Source organism: Caballeronia sp. S22 (assembly GCF_964261745.1).
Lineage (GTDB): Bacteria > Pseudomonadota > Gammaproteobacteria > Burkholderiales > Burkholderiaceae > Caballeronia > Caballeronia jiangsuensis.
Genome location: NZ_OZ180036.1, coordinates 1,175,366 through 1,190,528, shown reverse-complemented (window position 1 = coordinate 1,190,528; position 15,163 = coordinate 1,175,366). Strand labels below are relative to the sequence as shown.

General features: G+C 62.3%; 12 protein-coding genes. 6 read left to right on the top strand and 6 right to left on the bottom strand.

Translation table 11 applies throughout. The features are described from left to right. Positions 1-4 precede the first annotated feature (4 nt). The 3 genes from ACEN42_RS20795 (at position 5) to ACEN42_RS20785 (ending at position 3,513) form a co-directional block, all read left to right on the top strand. Positions 5-586 carry a hydrolase gene (locus ACEN42_RS20795; RefSeq protein ID WP_187605178.1) on the top strand — a complete coding sequence of 194 codons (582 nt, stop codon included), beginning with the start codon at positions 5-7 and terminating at the stop codon, positions 584-586. 63 nt (positions 587-649) lie between these two features. Beyond that, positions 650-1,699, top strand: coding sequence for a patatin-like phospholipase family protein (locus ACEN42_RS20790; protein WP_371881283.1), 1,050 nt, complete (start codon positions 650-652; stop codon positions 1,697-1,699). 509 nt (positions 1,700-2,208) lie between these two features. Then, on the top strand, positions 2,209-3,513 hold the full coding sequence (locus tag ACEN42_RS20785) for a hypothetical protein (RefSeq protein WP_371881282.1): 1,305 nt from the start codon (positions 2,209-2,211) through the stop codon (positions 3,511-3,513). Positions 3,514-3,831: 318 nt separating this feature from the next. Here ACEN42_RS20785 and ACEN42_RS20780 read toward each other — a convergent pair whose 3' ends face one another. From ACEN42_RS20780 to gabT, 3 genes are all read right to left on the bottom strand, one after another. Continuing rightward, positions 3,832-4,995 carry a metallophosphoesterase gene (locus tag ACEN42_RS20780; RefSeq protein WP_371881281.1) on the bottom strand — a complete coding sequence of 388 codons (1,164 nt, stop codon included), beginning with the start codon at positions 4,993-4,995 and terminating at the stop codon, positions 3,832-3,834. 190 nt (positions 4,996-5,185) lie between these two features. After that, on the bottom strand, positions 5,186-6,646 hold the full coding sequence (locus tag ACEN42_RS20775) for an NAD-dependent succinate-semialdehyde dehydrogenase (RefSeq protein WP_371881280.1): 1,461 nt from the start codon (positions 6,644-6,646) through the stop codon (positions 5,186-5,188). Between the two features lie 724 nt (positions 6,647-7,370). Continuing rightward, complete coding sequence (gene gabT, locus ACEN42_RS20770) at positions 7,371-8,711, bottom strand: 4-aminobutyrate--2-oxoglutarate transaminase (RefSeq protein WP_371881279.1); 1,341 nt, start codon at positions 8,709-8,711, stop codon at positions 7,371-7,373. A gap of 85 nt (positions 8,712-8,796) precedes the next feature. Here gabT and ACEN42_RS20765 point away from each other — a divergent pair, with 85 nt between their 5' ends. Continuing rightward, positions 8,797-10,284: a PLP-dependent aminotransferase family protein gene (locus tag ACEN42_RS20765; RefSeq protein ID WP_371881278.1), complete on the top strand. Its 1,488-nt coding sequence runs from the start codon at positions 8,797-8,799 to the stop codon at positions 10,282-10,284. A 170-nt stretch (positions 10,285-10,454) separates the two neighbouring features. On the opposite strand, the gene ACEN42_RS20760 is transcribed toward ACEN42_RS20765, so the two are convergent. Further along, positions 10,455-10,907 carry a TIGR02594 family protein gene (locus ACEN42_RS20760; RefSeq protein ID WP_238214635.1) on the bottom strand — a complete coding sequence of 151 codons (453 nt, stop codon included), beginning with the start codon at positions 10,905-10,907 and terminating at the stop codon, positions 10,455-10,457. A gap of 426 nt (positions 10,908-11,333) precedes the next feature. Between ACEN42_RS20760 and ACEN42_RS20755 the strand changes: the two genes are divergently transcribed. Next, the gene (locus tag ACEN42_RS20755; protein WP_371881277.1) at positions 11,334-11,876 is read left to right on the top strand and encodes a cysteine hydrolase family protein; all 543 of its coding nucleotides are present in this window, start codon (positions 11,334-11,336) and stop codon (positions 11,874-11,876) included. Positions 11,877-12,115: 239 nt separating this feature from the next. Continuing rightward, positions 12,116-13,309, top strand: a complete 1,194-nt coding sequence (locus ACEN42_RS20750; protein WP_371881276.1) for a M20 aminoacylase family protein — start codon at positions 12,116-12,118, stop codon at positions 13,307-13,309. A gap of 9 nt (positions 13,310-13,318) precedes the next feature. Here ACEN42_RS20750 and ACEN42_RS20745 read toward each other — a convergent pair whose 3' ends face one another. Both ACEN42_RS20745 and ACEN42_RS20740 read right to left on the bottom strand, forming a co-directional pair. Further along, on the bottom strand, positions 13,319-14,860 hold the full coding sequence (locus tag ACEN42_RS20745; RefSeq protein ID WP_371882266.1) for a methyl-accepting chemotaxis protein: 1,542 nt from the start codon (positions 14,858-14,860) through the stop codon (positions 13,319-13,321). A 118-nt stretch (positions 14,861-14,978) separates the two neighbouring features. Next, entirely contained in the window at positions 14,979-15,140 is a 162-nt protein-coding gene (locus tag ACEN42_RS20740; RefSeq protein ID WP_187605169.1) for a hypothetical protein, read from the bottom strand. Between the last annotated feature and the right edge of the window lie 23 nt (positions 15,141-15,163).

Genomic DNA, 15,163 nt, shown 5'->3' with positions numbered 1-15,163 from the left:
CCAAATGAACGCTTCCGAACTCAAGCTCGATCCCGCGACAACCGCGCTCGTGCTGATCGATCTGCAGGCGGGCATCGCCGCCTTGCCCGTGCAACCTCACGACGCGGCGAGCGTGCTCGCCAACGCGCGTGCGCTCGCCGATCGCTTTCGCGTGCTCGGCGCGCCGGTCGTGCTGGTCAAGGTGGCGTTTCCGAACGGGCCGGGCGGCCTGCGTCCGCTCACCGACGCGGGACAGGCGCAGGAAGCGCCGGAGCCGGCGGGCTGGAGCGAGCTCAGCGCGGAACTGGACGTGCAGCCGTCCGATATCGTCGTCACCAAGCGGCAGTGGGGCGCGTTCTACAACACCGATCTCGACTCGCATCTGCGCCGGCGCGGCATCGATACGATCGTGCTGGGCGGCATCGCGACGGCCATCGGCGTGGATTCGACCGCGCGCGGCGCGCACGAGCGGGGTTATCAGCAGATATTCGTCGAGGACGCGATGAGCGATTTGCACGCGGACACGCACGAATCGACCTGCCGCTATATCTTTCCGCGCATCGGCCGCATTCGTTCGACGCAGCAGGTGCTGGCGGCGCTGGCATAGCGGCGCGCGTCGCCTATCCTGTAGCGTACGTCCGATGTCGACGGACGCGAGAGGGGTGCGGTGATGGCGGCCATTCCGAAAGTAGCGATCGCGTGTCAGGGCGGCGGCAGCCATGCGGCGTTCGCCGCGGGCGTGCTCGACCGATTGCTGAGCGGCGAGTTTCTCAACAAGTTCGAACTCGTCGCGCTGTCCGGCACGTCGGGCGGCGCGATGTGCAGCGCGCTCGTGTGGGCGGGCCTCTTGCTCGGCGGGCCTCCAGACGCGAGGCGCCGCCTCGCCGGTTTCTGGAAGGATCTGGAGGCGCGCGACGGGCCGGATATCGTCGCGAATGCGGTCGGGACCTGGTACGCGCGGCTGCCCGTCAACGCGGAAATCAGCCCGTATCTCTATCCGCCGGTTGCGGAAGAGCGCCTGCGCGAACTGCTCGACAAGCACCTGCCGTTTGCGTCGCTGCCGGCGGACCCGAAGCGACGCGCGCAGCCCACGCTTCTCGTCGGCGCGACCGACGTGCGCACGGGCGATCGCGTGATCTTTCCCGGCGACAAGCTCGACCAGGATCAACTCGTTGCATCCGCCGCGGTGCCGCCGTTGTATCGCGCGGTCGAGGCCGACGGACGCATGTGCTGGGACGGCCTTTTCAGCAGCAATCCGCCGGTGCGCGAGTTCACCGATTTCGCGCTCGACATGCGCCCCGACGAGATCTGGGTCGTGCAGATCAACCCGCAATATCGTCGCGAGTTGCCTGAATCGACGAACGAGATCATCGACCGGCGCAACGAACTGTCCGGCAATCTCGCGCTGGGGCAGGAGCTTTACTTCACGACGCGCGTGAACGAACTGCTGAAGGCCGACAAATCGCTGGGGAAGCGCTATAAGCCGATCACGGTTCGCGTCGTGCAGATGCATCTCGACGCCAGGGATTATCCGGGGCCGCTCGACTATGCATCGAAGCTCGATCGCAATCTCGCGCTGATTCATGCGCTGATCCGTAAGGGACGCGAGCGCGCGGAATGGTTTTTCGATGAACGCTCCGACTGGCCGAGGGAAGGCACGGCCCCGCACAAGAGCGTCTATGCGACGACGCCAGCGGCGATGTCGGCGAAGACGAGCTGAACGTTCGCAGTCCGTGATATTGCGGCGATTAGGAGAAGTCTTGTGGTTATTAGGTCGGTGTTCTCTTATTTTGTAGGCACTTGCTGGCGGAACCCCGCCTGCCAGTTCGAGAGCGTCCGTTCATCCCCGTGTTCGGGCGCGACGCTCTTCCCTGAGCGGTGGACGCGCGGTGCGGTTGTGCCGCGCGTTTTTTTTGGGGGCTTTGCAGAGTTTTGAGGTGAGCGATTTTGGATAGTTTTTTTTAAATTGGTCGACGGGAGATCGTTGCCGCTAAGCAGTGTTGGATGTTCGCGGGTCGGAAACTAGCCTGAACGGGATATTAAACGCGCGAGGAGAGACGACAGCTTTTCGGCCATATCGGACGTTCGCCGAGATGGAGGTGACAAAGGTCCCCTGGCGGACGAATAGAATCTTTTGGCAAGCTGTAAATTTAATCAAAACGTGAGTATCGTGTGATCCAGAACGATCATAAAAGAACGGATACACATTAAGTCTTCGGGGATGTCGCTGTGATCACTGTAATCGTCGCGATCGTGCTGATCGCCCTCGCCGCTGTTTTTCTTGCTTACAAGGCTGGACAGACGCGAGCTACTCAACGTAGTAAGTCTTCCACCATTGCAGCTGCTCCTGTCGAGCCCGCGCCATTTGAAGCTGATCCAATCTCTGTGCAGCAGATGCACGAGGTTTTTCACAACGTCGAACTCGTTGATTCAGAGGGCGCCACCGTGATGGACGTACAGCAAATGTCGGGCATACCATTTACCGCACGACGTCTCGATTCGTCGAGCGACGAAGTCAACAGACTGGGCCAGCTTGCGTCCGATTTTCTGGAAGCGGGAGTCAGCATCCCAGGCAAGACCATACGACTGGTCTTCAAGCCTGAAATTGCGCAAGGCCTGAAAGACGGAACCTATACGCTCATGCGGACAACGTCCGGAGAGGTTCTAGCTGACGCCGTCAATAAGACCGGGCAGGTGGCGGGGAAAGGACGGGTTGTGCAGGCGGGCTCGGCCCGTCAACTGGCCGTAGGGGCATTCCAGCTCGTCAGTATCGCGGTAGCGCAGGCCCATCTTGCGGATATCGAGCGCAGCCTTGGAAAAATCAAGAGCGGCATATCGGAGCTTATCGACAGGCTTGAAACCACGGATCGAACCAGCATTTCTGGCACCATTGCCTATTTAAGCGAAATCGCACAACACATGAAGGGTCTGCGGCGACCCATCGAAATATCGAGCGAAAAGTCTCATAAGATTGAAAGCATCAATCACATGGGATTTGAGTGGCGAGACAAAGTTCAGGGCGACCTCGCTGATTTGACGCGGCGGATCAGAGGGCTTACGGACAAGGATACGTTCGGCACAGGGAACACGCACAAGGAACTTCTGGATCTGGTGCAGAAAATTCAGCCGCTGCTTGTGCGTTATGGCCTTCTATTGCAACTGGTCGCAGTGACGAACATGATTGTTACTTACCTTGATCCTGCAGGACGCAAATATACGCGTATGCGCCCTCAAGTCGAGGAGTGGATCAAACTGGTCGATATATTTCGCAGCGAAGCCGTTGGGAAGGCCGATGCGCTACTTCGGAAGTCTCGCTTTACGAGCGACGAGCTACTGGACTATCGCAGGACGGAAATTCATCGTCTCGTAAATGAATGGGTGGTGGAGGCAAAACTTCAGACATCGAACTTTGTCGGGCTCATGCAGGAACTGGATCAAAGCACACGGCAGCTCACGCACGGCGACGGTGAAGTGAGCCTAGCATTGATGTATGACAACGATGGTGTGGTTCGGGATGCTGCATTCGTCCAGTGAAGAGGTCGAAGCCGCACATCGGCGGCGGATTCAACCGGTCGATGCGATAGCAGTGAACTAGACTAAATCTGACAATGGTGGCTTCTCATGCTGGCGCGCAGTGCCGCAGTGCCGCGGAGGGCGTAGCTCATGGCGGCAATGCGCGGCGCGAACAGCAAGGAGGCTGCCATAACTCAGGAACAAAGGGTCATCCGTGGCAAGATTAGTCCGAATGGCTAGGCTGCTGAGGAGTGCAGGAAACTTTTGGTTGACCGGCCGCAACGGTCAACAAGCGCCGTTCCCGAAAATCCGCGAAGAAGCTTTTTTATCCCGCCGCTGTTATGCAGCAGTCCCCGCCACCAGCCGCACGAGCGTAATCTCCGACGGCGCCCCCAGCCGCTTCGGCGGCCCCCAATACCCCGTACCCCGACTCGTATAAACCCATAGCCCGTTGAACTTCACAAGTCCGGAAACAAACGGCTGCTGCAATCGCACAAAGAAATTCCACGGCAAGAACTGCCCCCCATGCGTGTGTCCCGAAAGCTGTAGCGTAAAACCCGCTTCGGCCGCCGCCGTGGCACTGCGCGGCTGGTGTGCGAGCAGCACGCGCACAGTTGCATCGTCAGGTGCGCCGCTGATCGCCTTCGCGGGATCGCTGCGATGCGCGGGATCGAAACTGCCCGCGCCGTAATCCGTGACGCCCGCGACCACGGCCTGCGCGCCGTCGTGATTCAGCACGACATGCTGATTGAGCAGCACCGTCAGACCCAGACGCCGGAATTCCGCAATCCACTTGTCCGCGCCCGAGTAGTACTCGTGATTCCCGGTCACGAGAAACGTCCCGTGCCGCGCGCTTAGGCCCGCGAGCGGGCGCGTGTGATCGGCGAGATTCGGCACGGTGCCGTCGACGACATCGCCCGTCACGGCGATCAGATCCGGTTCGAGTCCGTTCACAGCCGCGACGATGCGTTCCACATAGTGACGCTTGATCGTCGGTCCGACGTGGATGTCGCTGATCTGCGCGATCGTGAAACCGTCGAGCGCGGCCGGCAGATTGTCGATGGGCACGTCCACACTCACGACCGGCGCGCGCCGCCGCGCATTGTAAAAGCCGATCGCCGAGAAGAGCACGGCCAGGAGCGGCACGACGAGCGCGCTATAGGCGACGAACACCGGCGAGCCGACGGGCACGCCGCGCAGCCAGTCGACGAGATGCACGAAGAACAGAATCACGTCGCGGGCAAAGGTCAATAAAAGCAGCGACGAGAAGAGGCCCAGCGCGGTCAGCCCGAGCCATGCGAGGCGATCCGCGAGCGACTGCGGCTCGATCTGCCGCGCCGCCATGCCGAGCGGAATGACGATGACCGAAACCGCGAGCAGGATCGCCGCCAGCACCTTGAGCGGCAGACCGACGGGCGCGTCCGGGATGAGCCGCACGCCGACATAGATATGAAACAGAACGCCGATGCCGATGAAGCGGAGAAAGAATGCCGAGCGTCGCATAGCGCTCCTGGAGGGATCGAAGAAGCGGCGGGAAGACGGGCGCTGCACGCCCGTGCGGGATATGGAGCCGATTCTAACGGTTCGACGCCGCGCATGCCTTTGACGATTCGGTCTTTCGGCGGACCGCAAACAAAAAAGCCCCGGCACACGAGTGCCGAGGCTTTCCGGATTTCACAGGCGCGACGCGCGGTCAAACCGCCATGCAGAGGTACTTGATGACGACGTAATCGTCGATGCCGTAGTGGGAGCCTTCGCGCCCGAGTCCCGACTGCTTGACGCCGCCGAACGGCGCCACTTCGTTCGAGATCAGGCCGGTGTTGATGCCTACCATGCCGTATTCGAGTGCTTCGGCCACGTGCCAGATGCGGCCGATATCGCGGCTGTAGAAGTACGCCGCGAGACCGAACTCGGTGTCGTTGGCGAGGCGCACTACTTCATCGTCGGACGAGAATTTGAAGATCGGCGCGAGCGGGCCGAAGGTTTCCTCTTTCGCGACTTTCATGTCGGTCGTGACGCCGGTCAGCACGGTCGGCTCGAAGAAACCGTGACCGAGCGCGTGACGCTTGCCGCCCGTGGCGAGCGCGGCGCCTTTCGCGAGCGCATCGTCGATATGCGACTCCACTTTCTGCACGGCCGCTTCGTTGATGAGCGGACCGAGCGCCACGCCGCTCTCAGTGCCGAGCCCGACCTTGAGGCCGCCGACCGCCGCCGCCAGCTTTTGCGCGAAGGCATCGTAGACGCGCTCGTGCACGTAGAAGCGGTTCGTACACACGCAGGTCTGCCCGCTGTTGCGATATTTCGATGCAATCGCGCCTTCCACGGCGGCGTCGAGATCGGCGTCGTCGAACACGATGAACGGTGCGTTGCCGCCGAGTTCCAGCGTCACTTTCTTGACCGTCGGCGCGCTTTGCGCCATCAGCAAGCGGCCCACGCCGGTCGAGCCGGTGAACGAGAGCTTGCGCACGATCGGGTTGCTGGTCATTTCACCGCCGATCGCCTTCGGATCGCCGGTGAGGATGTTGAGCACGCCCTTCGGCAGGCCTGCGCGCTCGGCGAGCACGGCCATCGCGAAGGCGGAGAAGGGCGTCGCTTCGGCGGGCTTCACGACGATCGGACAACCGGCCGCGAGCGCCGGGCCGACCTTGCGGGTGATCATTGCGGCCGGGAAGTTCCACGGCGTGATGGCGGCGCAAACGCCGATCGGTTCCTTCGTCACGACGATGCGTTTGTCGGCGGCGGGCGTCGCGAGCGTATCGCCGGCGACGCGCTTGCCTTCCTCCGCGAACCATTCGATGAACGAGGCAGCGTACGTGATTTCGCCTTTTGCCTCGGCGAGCGGCTTGCCTTGCTCGGTCGTGAGGATGAGCGCGAGATCGTCGGCGTTCGCCATCATCAGGTCGAACCAGCGGCGCAGGATGACGGCGCGTTCTTTTGCGGTCTTCTTGCGCCATGCGGGCCACGCGGCGTTGGCAGCATCGATGGCGCGGCGCGTTTCGTTCGTGCCCATCTTTGGTACTGCGCCGAGGGATGCGCCGTTGGCGGGGTTCGTGACTTCGAAGGTTTCGCCGTTGTCGGATTGTTGCCATTCACCGTCGATGTAGGCGGTGTGACGCAGCAGCGTCGGGTCTTTCAGTTGGTCTTTCAGGCTCATGTCTTTGCTGTTCCTTTTTGGGCTTCGTTGTTGTTGCCGGATCCCGGATTCGCGTCGGTCTATTTGTGTTGCCCCTGTGCGGGGCGGCAGTCACTTTCTTTGCTGCTGCAAAGAAAGTAACCAAAGAAAGCAGCTTCTCATCGCCCGCGGTCACACGCACGTTGGCTATGCTTGCCAGCCGCAGGCGGCACTCGCCTAAGTGTCGCCCTCGAAGGATATACCGGGCTTGGCTCGCGCACGGTCTGACACCTCGCGCCGCTCGCGTCATTGGTTCAGCACCAAATAGCTCCGGCCCGCTACGCGGCCGATGGGTCAATCGGGTTTGCGTGCGCTTCTTCTCGACGGTTTCCCTCGCAAACCCAACGGCAGCGCGTAGCGCTGTGCCGAAGCTATTTCGTGCTGAACCAGCGCGCTGAAACCTCTCGGGCGGCAGACCGTGCGCGAGCCAAGCCCGACTGGGCCTTCGAGGGCGACACTTAGGCGAGTGCCATTTGCGGCTGGCAAGCGTGGCCAAACTGCGTGTGACTGCGGGCGATGAGAAGCTGCTTTCTTTGGTTACTTTCTTTGCAGCAGCAAAGAAAGTGACCCCCGCCCCGGGGAGGGGCAGTGCCAATAGACCACCGCGAAATCAGGATTCCACAAAATCCGAAGCAACAAACAAACGAAAAAATATACACCGCGAGGCACCGGAAGAACCCGCGCCTCGCGCATAAAAAACCAAACCTTAGACCGCAGCGCCGACAGTCTCCGTTAGCACCTCTTCAAGAATCCCGATAGCCTCATCGAAAACCTCTTCCTGAATGGTGAGCGGAAACAGGAACCGAACAACGTTCGAATAAACCCCGCAAACAAGCAGCAACAACCCGCGCTCCAGCGCGCGCGTCTGCACGAGTTTGGCGAAAGCCGCATCCGCATCATGCGAACCGGGCTTGCAGAACTCGACGGCGATCATCGCGCCGGGCCCGCGCACATCGGCGATTTGCGGCACATCGGCCTTGATCGCTTCGAGCTTCGCTTTGAGCTTGTCGCCGAGCACGGTCGCGCGCTCGCAGAGCTTTTCATCGTCGATGATATCGAGCACCGCGTGCGCCGCCGCCACCGCGAGCGGATTGCCCGCATACGTGCCGCCGAGCCCGCCGGGCGCGGCCGCATCCATGATCTCCGCGCGCCCGACGACGCCCGACAGCGGCATGCCGCCCGCGAGCGACTTCGCGATCGTCATCAGATCCGGCACGACGCCATGATGCTCCATCGCGAAGAGCTTGCCGGTACGCGCGAAGCCGGTCTGCACTTCATCGGCGATGAGCAGAATGCCGTGCTCGTCGCAGATCTTGCGCAGGCCGCGCACGAAATCCGCCGGCGCCGCATTGAAACCGCCTTCGCCCTGCACCGGCTCGAAGATGATCGCGGCGACGCGCGTCGCCTCGATATCCGCCTTGAACAGATGCTCGATCGCGCGCAGCGAATCCGCGACCGACACGCCATGCAGCGCATTCGGGAACGGCGCGTGATAGACGTCCGACGGGAACGGCCCGAAGCCGATCTTGTACGGCGCGACCTTGCCGGTGAGCGCCATGCCCATCAGCGTGCGGCCGTGGAAGCCGCCCGTGAAGGCGATCACGCCGGGACGGCCCGTCGCCGCGCGCGCGATCTTCACCGCGTTCTCGACGGCTTCCGCGCCGGTCGTGAAAAACGCCGTCTTCTTCGCGTGCGAACCCGGCGCGCGGGCGCTGATCTTCTCGGCGAGCGACACATACGACTCGTACGGCACGATCTGATACGCGGTGTGCGTGAAGCAGTCGAGCTGCGCGCGGATCGCCTCGACGATCTTCGGATGACGATGCCCCGTGTTGCACACCGCGATGCCCGCCGCGAAATCGATGAAACGACGGCCCTCGACATCCCACAGTTCCGCATTCTCGGCGCGCGCCGCGTAGAAATCGCACATCACGCCCACGCCGCGCGGGGTCGCGGCATTCTTGCGGGCGTGCAGGTCGGCGTTCTTGAGGTTGGTGCTCACAGGGAAATCTCCTTCGCGCGAGGGCGCATGTCGTGGTGGCCGCATCGGCCGACTGAATTTAAAGACGACTATAGTAAGATTTGGCCCTTAAGTTCAGAGCCATTTCAATAAATCTATAGGAGCCAATCTGATGTCCACCCGCGCGAGCGTGCTTTCCGACTGGCTGGCGCAGCGCATCGATCGCTCGAACGGCCAGCCGATCTACCGGCAACTGCATCGGCTCCTGCAGCAGGCGATCTTGACGCGCGAGCTCGCCGCGGGCGCGAAAGTGCCGTCGTCGAGGCTGCTCGCGACCGAACTGGGCGTCGGGCGCAATACCGTGACGCAGGTCTACGAGCAGCTCGCGCTCGAGGGCTACGTTTCGTCGGCGACGGGGCGCGGCACGTTCGTCGCGGACAGCGCGCCCGATGAAATCGTCTTCGACGATGCCCCGCCCGCGGCCATCGTTCCCGCCGATACGCAATCGACGCTTTCCACGCGCGGCGCGCGGCTGATTTCGGGCGCGGGCGTGTCGAAGCGCCAGGGCGGGGCGTTCATGCCGGGCGTGCCGGACGTGTCGCGCTTTCCGTCGCGCGTGTGGAACCGGCTGCACGCGAAATACTGGCGCAAGCCGCTGCCCGATCTGCTCACTTACGCGCCCGGCGGCGGTCACACGGGCTTGCGCCACGCGCTCGCGCACTATCTGCGCACGTCGCGCTCGGTGCGCTGCACGCCGGAGCAGATCGTCGTGACGACGGGCATTCATCAGTCGATCGACCTCGCCGCGCGCCTGCTCGCCGATTCGGGCGATACGATCTGGACCGAAGATCCGTGCTATTGGGGCGTGCGCAGCGTGTTGCAGGTGTCGGGGCTCGATCTGAAGGCGATTCCCGTCGATGCCGAGGGCATCGCGCCGACGCCCGACGACCTCGCGTCGCCGCCGAGGCTGATGCTCGTCACGCCGTCGCACCAGTATCCGCTCGGCATGGTGATGAGCCTCGCGCGCCGCCGCATGCTGCTCGAATACGCGCGCCAGCACCGCTGCTGGATCATCGAGGACGATTACGACAGCGAGTTCCGCTACGGCAGCCGGCCGCTCGCGTCGCTGCAGGGCATGGACCCGGCGGGGCAGGTGATCTATGTCGGGAGCTTTGGCAAGACGCTGTTTCCGGGGCTGCGCATCGGCTATGTCGTCGTGCCGGAAGCGCTCGCGGACAGTTTCGCGACGGCGAGCGCCGAGCTTTATCGCGAAGGACAGCTATTGCAGCAGGCGGTGCTCGCGGAGTTCATCGAACAGGGCCATTTCACTTCGCATATTCGACGGATGCGCGCGCTCTACGGCCAGCGCCGCGATGTGATGCTCGCGACGATTGCCGGGCGCTACGGTAACGCGCTGGCGATCGCCGGCGGCGATGCGGGGCTGCATCTCGTATTGAAGCTGCCTCAGGATGTCGATGATCGCGCGGTTGCTGCTGCGGCGCTCGCGGAGGATATTGTTGTGCGGCCGCTGTCGGGGTACTACGCGCGTCGGCCGGATGCGGAATCGGGATTGCTGATTGGTTATGCGTGCGTGCCGGATGAGGAGATCGGGCCGGCGTTCGGGAAACTTGCGGGGGTGATCGACCGGTTTTTGCGTTGAGAACCGGATGAAACTTGATGAATTGGCTTTTGATTCAACCCATAAATGTTTTCTCGCTGAGTCCCGGGGTACGGCGCTTATCGACCGAGTCGCGGTCAGACGCGCTTGCCTAAACGAGCGCAAAGGACTCTCCCAGTCAGCGCTTTGCTTTTCAATGAATACCGGTGACGTCAGAACGACTGCGGCCATCGATAGCCGAGCACCGTGGCGACTGGGTAGGCTAACTCGCGAACCTCTTCCAATTGGTTTCCGCCAAAGAGATAAATAAACTCATCGTCGCACCGAAGATAGAAACCGACATGTCCCCTCCAGCTTGTGGGATCGTCGCGCGTCAGAACCACAATACAGCCGTAGATCGGGCGTTCAAGCGCGATGCCCCAATCGAGCCATGACCGCGCCAATGCCAATCTCGTACCGCGAACTCCTGCACTTGCCAGGCACCAGTTAATAAATGAGGAACACCAAGCGATTTTGTCGTCGTAACCAGCAAGGTTTGTTTCGTTGTTGTATTCCACTATCCGTGGATTCGTCTCGCCAATCGGGAAACGTCTGACGCCGCGTTCAGCGATCGCCACAGGCATCCAGGCAGGTTCGGCGGCGCCATTTTGGGTATGCGTGATCATTCTTGATGGAGGGTTTCTCGTCTGCGTCCGCGATTGTCGCCAATTCGAGCCACGTTGTCGACCGGCCGTTCCGGGCCGGACAGCGCCCGTCCGCTCGCTCGCCTAGTGCGGTCAGCAGCGGTGATATCCATGATGATTCTCCTTCGAAAGGAAGGAGAACTAGTCTTTGCTCATCGACACGGTCGATGAGCAACCCGAAAGGGGCAGTGCGCTTTCTCGCAAACAGACGTTGACGATCACTGCCCCGTGATGCAAGATCAATGCATGAACTTGAATGCACTTCACACCGCGACCACATCTACGACCACCACCACTGGTGGGTCGTAGGTCATTACGCGCAACAGAACGTATTAGCCGAGGCCCCGCCAGCGATGGACGGGGCCTTTTTGTTTCTCCGTCGTCACTGGCATAACGAGGAGAAACTTCATGCAGCAACCCACTCTTAGGCGCGCCGCCTTATTGATTATCGATATGCAGATCGGCCTTTTTAACGGTCCAGACAGGCCATACGAGGGCGGCCGTGTGCTAGCGAATATCATCCAACTTATCGGGCGAGAACGCAGCGCCAGTGCTCCGATATTCGCCATGCGGCACACAGGACCGAGAGGTACCCCCATCGAACCGGGCAGCCCACATTTTCAGTTGATTCCTCAACTGGAGGTCGATGCGGAGTGTGACGTGATATTCGATAAAACCCGACCCAATTGCTTTCTCGGAACATCGCTTGGAGAACAACTCGCCGATGCAAACGTCAGCGAGTTAATCATAGTCGGGATGAAGACTCAGTATTGCATCGACGCGACCTGTCGAGCCGCGTCCGACATGGGTCTCAGGCCAGTCCTGATCGCGGATGCTCACACCTGCATGGACACGCGTGAATTGCCGGCACGAGCGATCATCGAACATCACAACGCAACCCTGAACGGTGCTTTCGCGAGCTTGGTGAATACCGACGACTTCGCGTTTTGAGTCTGACTTATCGCGAGTCGGAAAATTCGGCTCGCGTACGATTTGTCGGCGATTAACGCATCCACGTCGAACGGCCACAACGGGCCGATTTTCCCCATCCAACAAACGCTCTTCCCGAAAATCCGCGAAGAACCCCAAAAAAACTGGAAACTGCGCCTCATGTGGAGGATCATGTGCGCCATTTTCCCTGTATCCGCATCAAGCGGCGCCGCACGACTTACCTCAGCAAGGGCCTTTCCATGACGACTCCCTCCAACCCCCACTTCACCGTCATCGCCGATCTCTCCGACGACGCGCCCTCGCTGCGCGACATTCGCCACGACATCCACCGTCATCCGGAGCTGTCCTACGAGGAGACGCGCACCGCGGCGCTCGTCGCGGACCGGCTGGAAGAGTGGGGCTGGCAGGTGACGCGCGGTATCGGCGGCACGGGCGTCGTCGGTACGTTGAAAGCGGGCGACGGCGCGAAGAGCATCGGCCTGCGCGCCGACATGGACGCGCTGCCGATCATCGAACAGACCGGCAAGCCCTACGCAAGCGAAACGCACGGCAAGATGCACGCGTGCGGCCACGACGGCCACACGACGATGCTGCTCGGCGCCGCACGTCATCTCGCGCGCACGCGGCGCTTCAACGGCACGGTGCATCTGTATTTTCAGCCGGCGGAAGAGCACGGCGTGCCGAGCGGCGCGCAGAAGATGATCGCGGAAGACCTGTTCGAGCGCTTTCATTGCGACGCCGTGTTCGGCGTGCACAACCATCCCGGCGCGCAGCCCGGCACGTTCCTGTTCCGCAAGGGGCCGTTCATGGCGGCGGGCGATCAGGTGTCGATCGTGATCGAAGGCGTCGGCGGCCACGCGGCGCGGCCGCATCTCTCCGTCGATCCGGTCGTCGTGACGGCGAGCATCGTGATGGCGTTGCAGACGATCGTCGCGCGCAATGTCGATCCGGCGCAGCCCGCTGTCGTCACTGTCGGTTCGATGCACGCCGGCACGGTGAACAACGTCATCCCCAGCCGCGCGACGCTCGAACTCTCGGTGCGCTCGTTCGATCCGAAAGTGCGCGAACTGCTGAAGCGGCGCATCAAGGAACTGATCGAGTCGCAGGCCGCGAGCTACGGCGCGACGGCGACGGTGAAGTATCTGGAAGGTTATCCGGTCGTCGTCAATTCGGACGCGGAAACGGAGTTCGCGATTCAGGTCGCGCGCGAACTGGTCGGCGAACAAAACGTCGTCGCGCACGCTGATCTGCTGATGGGCAGCGAGGATTTCGCGTTCATGCTGCAGCAGCGGCCGGGCTCGTTCCTGCGTCTGGGCAACGGTGCGGGCGAGGACGGCTGCATGGTCCACAACCCGCATTACGATTTCAACGACAAGAATTTGCCGGTCGGCGCGGCGTACTGGGCGCGGCTCGTCGAACGATTCCTCGCGTGATCGAAAGCCTTACGCCGGCAGCCTGAAGCTCCCGATCGCCTCGCGCAGCACATCCACCTGATCCTTCAGCGAATGCGCGGCGGCGGCCGCCTCCTCGACGAGCGCGGCGTTCTGCTGCGTCACCTGATCCATCTCGACGACCGCGCGGTTCACCTGCTCGATGCCCGCGCTCTGCTCGTGCGACGCATGGCTGATCTCGTCGAGAATCTCGTTCACGCGGCGCACCGATTGCACGATCTCGGTCATCGTCGCGCCCGCGTTCGTCACGAGCGATGCGCCTTGCTGCACCGTCTGCGTCGATGTCTCGATGAGCGCCTTGATCTCCTTCGCCGCCGTCGCCGAACGCTGCGCGAGGCTGCGCACTTCGGCCGCCACGACCGCGAAGCCGCGTCCCTGTTCGCCCGCGCGCGCCGCTTCGACGGCCGCATTGAGCGCAAGAATATTCGTCTGGAACGCGATGCCGTCGATCACGCCGATGATGTCGCCTATCTGCTGCGAGCTCGCGGTGATGCGCGTCATCGTGTCGATCACGTCATCGACGACGCCGCTGCCGCGCGTCGCCACATCGGCCGCCTGCTCCGCGAGCCGGGCCGCCTGCGCCGCGCTTTCCGCGTTGTTCTTCACGTTGGCGGTCATCTGGTCCATGCTCGACGCGGTCTGCACGAGCGCCGCCGCCTGTTCCTCGGTGCGCTGCGACAGATCGGTATTGCCCGCCGCGATTTCCGACGCGCCCACGTTGATGTTCTCGGTGCCGTTGCGCACGCGTGAAACCGTCTCGACGAGACCGCGCTGCATCGTGTTGAGCGCGTGCAGGAGACTCGTCGTGTCGTTCGGGTGAATGTCGACGGTGCTCGTCAGGTCGCCACGCGCGATGCGGTGCGCCGCGCCGACCGCCAGTTCCAGCTCGCCGCCCAGATTGCGTTTGATGCTGCGCAGGACGATCAGCATCGCGGCCGTCGCGATGCCGCCGAGCACCGCCGTGATCGCGAGCCAGCGCAGCGCGCTCGCCCAGAATGCGCTCTGCACGTCGTCCATGTACATGCCGGTGACGAGATACCAGTCCCACTGCGCGAAGCGCTGCGCATAGGAGAGCTTGCCGACCGGCTTGTCGCTGCCGGGCTTCGGCCACAGATAGCTGATGAAGCCGCCGCCTTGCTGATCGCCCGCCTTCACGATATCGACGAACAGGCGATTGCCCGCCGGATCGGTATAGGTCGAGAGATCCTTGCCGTTCATGGCGGGCTTGATCGGATGCATCACCATCGTCGGGTGCGAATCGTTGATCGACAGATAGCCGTCCGTGCCGTAACGGATCGCGCCGACCACGTCGAGCGCGCGCTTCTTTGCTTCCTCTTCGGTGAGCGCCTTGTCGGCGGCAAGCGCGGCGTAGTGCGCCGTGACGGCGTACGCCTCGTTGACGAGGGTCTTCAACTGCTCCTTGCGGTCATCGATCATCGACGTCCGGTTTTGCCACGCCCCGATGATCCCGATCGCGATCAGGCCGATCCACAGCACGGCGATCAGCGAGCCGAGCTTCTTGTTCAACGTCATTCTGTTCATGTTGCCCCGTCGCCTCTTTGCGTTGTCTGGTGCGACGGCGCATGCCGCCGCATGCCCGCTTTACGGCAGGCAAAGGCGGCGGATGTAGGGCGGGGAATACCCGTAGCTTTTAGAAACGGCGGATCGGATCCTTGTCGGGCGGCGCGTCGGGATGCTGCGGCTCGTCCGGGCGATGACCCGGCGAAGGCGGCGTGAGCGGATCGGCTTCCGGATCGCGGTTCGGGTCCGCGATGGGATCCGGAACGGGACTGGTCTGCATATCGAATTTCATGATGTTCCCCGCAAGGTGGAGCG

Excerpts from the sequence above, each read along its gene's own strand:
- ACEN42_RS20795 (WP_187605178.1), top strand. The coding sequence starts at position 5 with ATGAACGCTTCCGAACTCAAGCTCGATCCCGCGACAACCGCGCTCGTG.
- ACEN42_RS20755 (WP_371881277.1), top strand. The coding sequence starts at position 11,334 with ATGCAGCAACCCACTCTTAGGCGCGCCGCCTTATTGATTATCGATATG.
- ACEN42_RS20745 (WP_371882266.1), bottom strand. The coding sequence starts at position 14,860 with ATGACGTTGAACAAGAAGCTCGGCTCGCTGATCGCCGTGCTGTGGATC.
- ACEN42_RS20775 (WP_371881280.1), bottom strand. The coding sequence starts at position 6,646 with ATGAGCCTGAAAGACCAACTGAAAGACCCGACGCTGCTGCGTCACACC.
- ACEN42_RS20760 (WP_238214635.1), bottom strand. The coding sequence starts at position 10,907 with ATGATCACGCATACCCAAAATGGCGCCGCCGAACCTGCCTGGATGCCT.
- ACEN42_RS20750 (WP_371881276.1), top strand. The coding sequence starts at position 12,116 with ATGACGACTCCCTCCAACCCCCACTTCACCGTCATCGCCGATCTCTCC.
- ACEN42_RS20765 (WP_371881278.1), top strand. The coding sequence starts at position 8,797 with ATGTCCACCCGCGCGAGCGTGCTTTCCGACTGGCTGGCGCAGCGCATC.
- gabT (WP_371881279.1), bottom strand. The coding sequence starts at position 8,711 with ATGCGGCCACCACGACATGCGCCCTCGCGCGAAGGAGATTTCCCTGTG.
- ACEN42_RS20740 (WP_187605169.1), bottom strand. The coding sequence starts at position 15,140 with ATGAAATTCGATATGCAGACCAGTCCCGTTCCGGATCCCATCGCGGAC.
- ACEN42_RS20780 (WP_371881281.1), bottom strand. The coding sequence starts at position 4,995 with ATGCGACGCTCGGCATTCTTTCTCCGCTTCATCGGCATCGGCGTTCTG.
- ACEN42_RS20790 (WP_371881283.1), top strand. The coding sequence starts at position 650 with ATGGCGGCCATTCCGAAAGTAGCGATCGCGTGTCAGGGCGGCGGCAGC.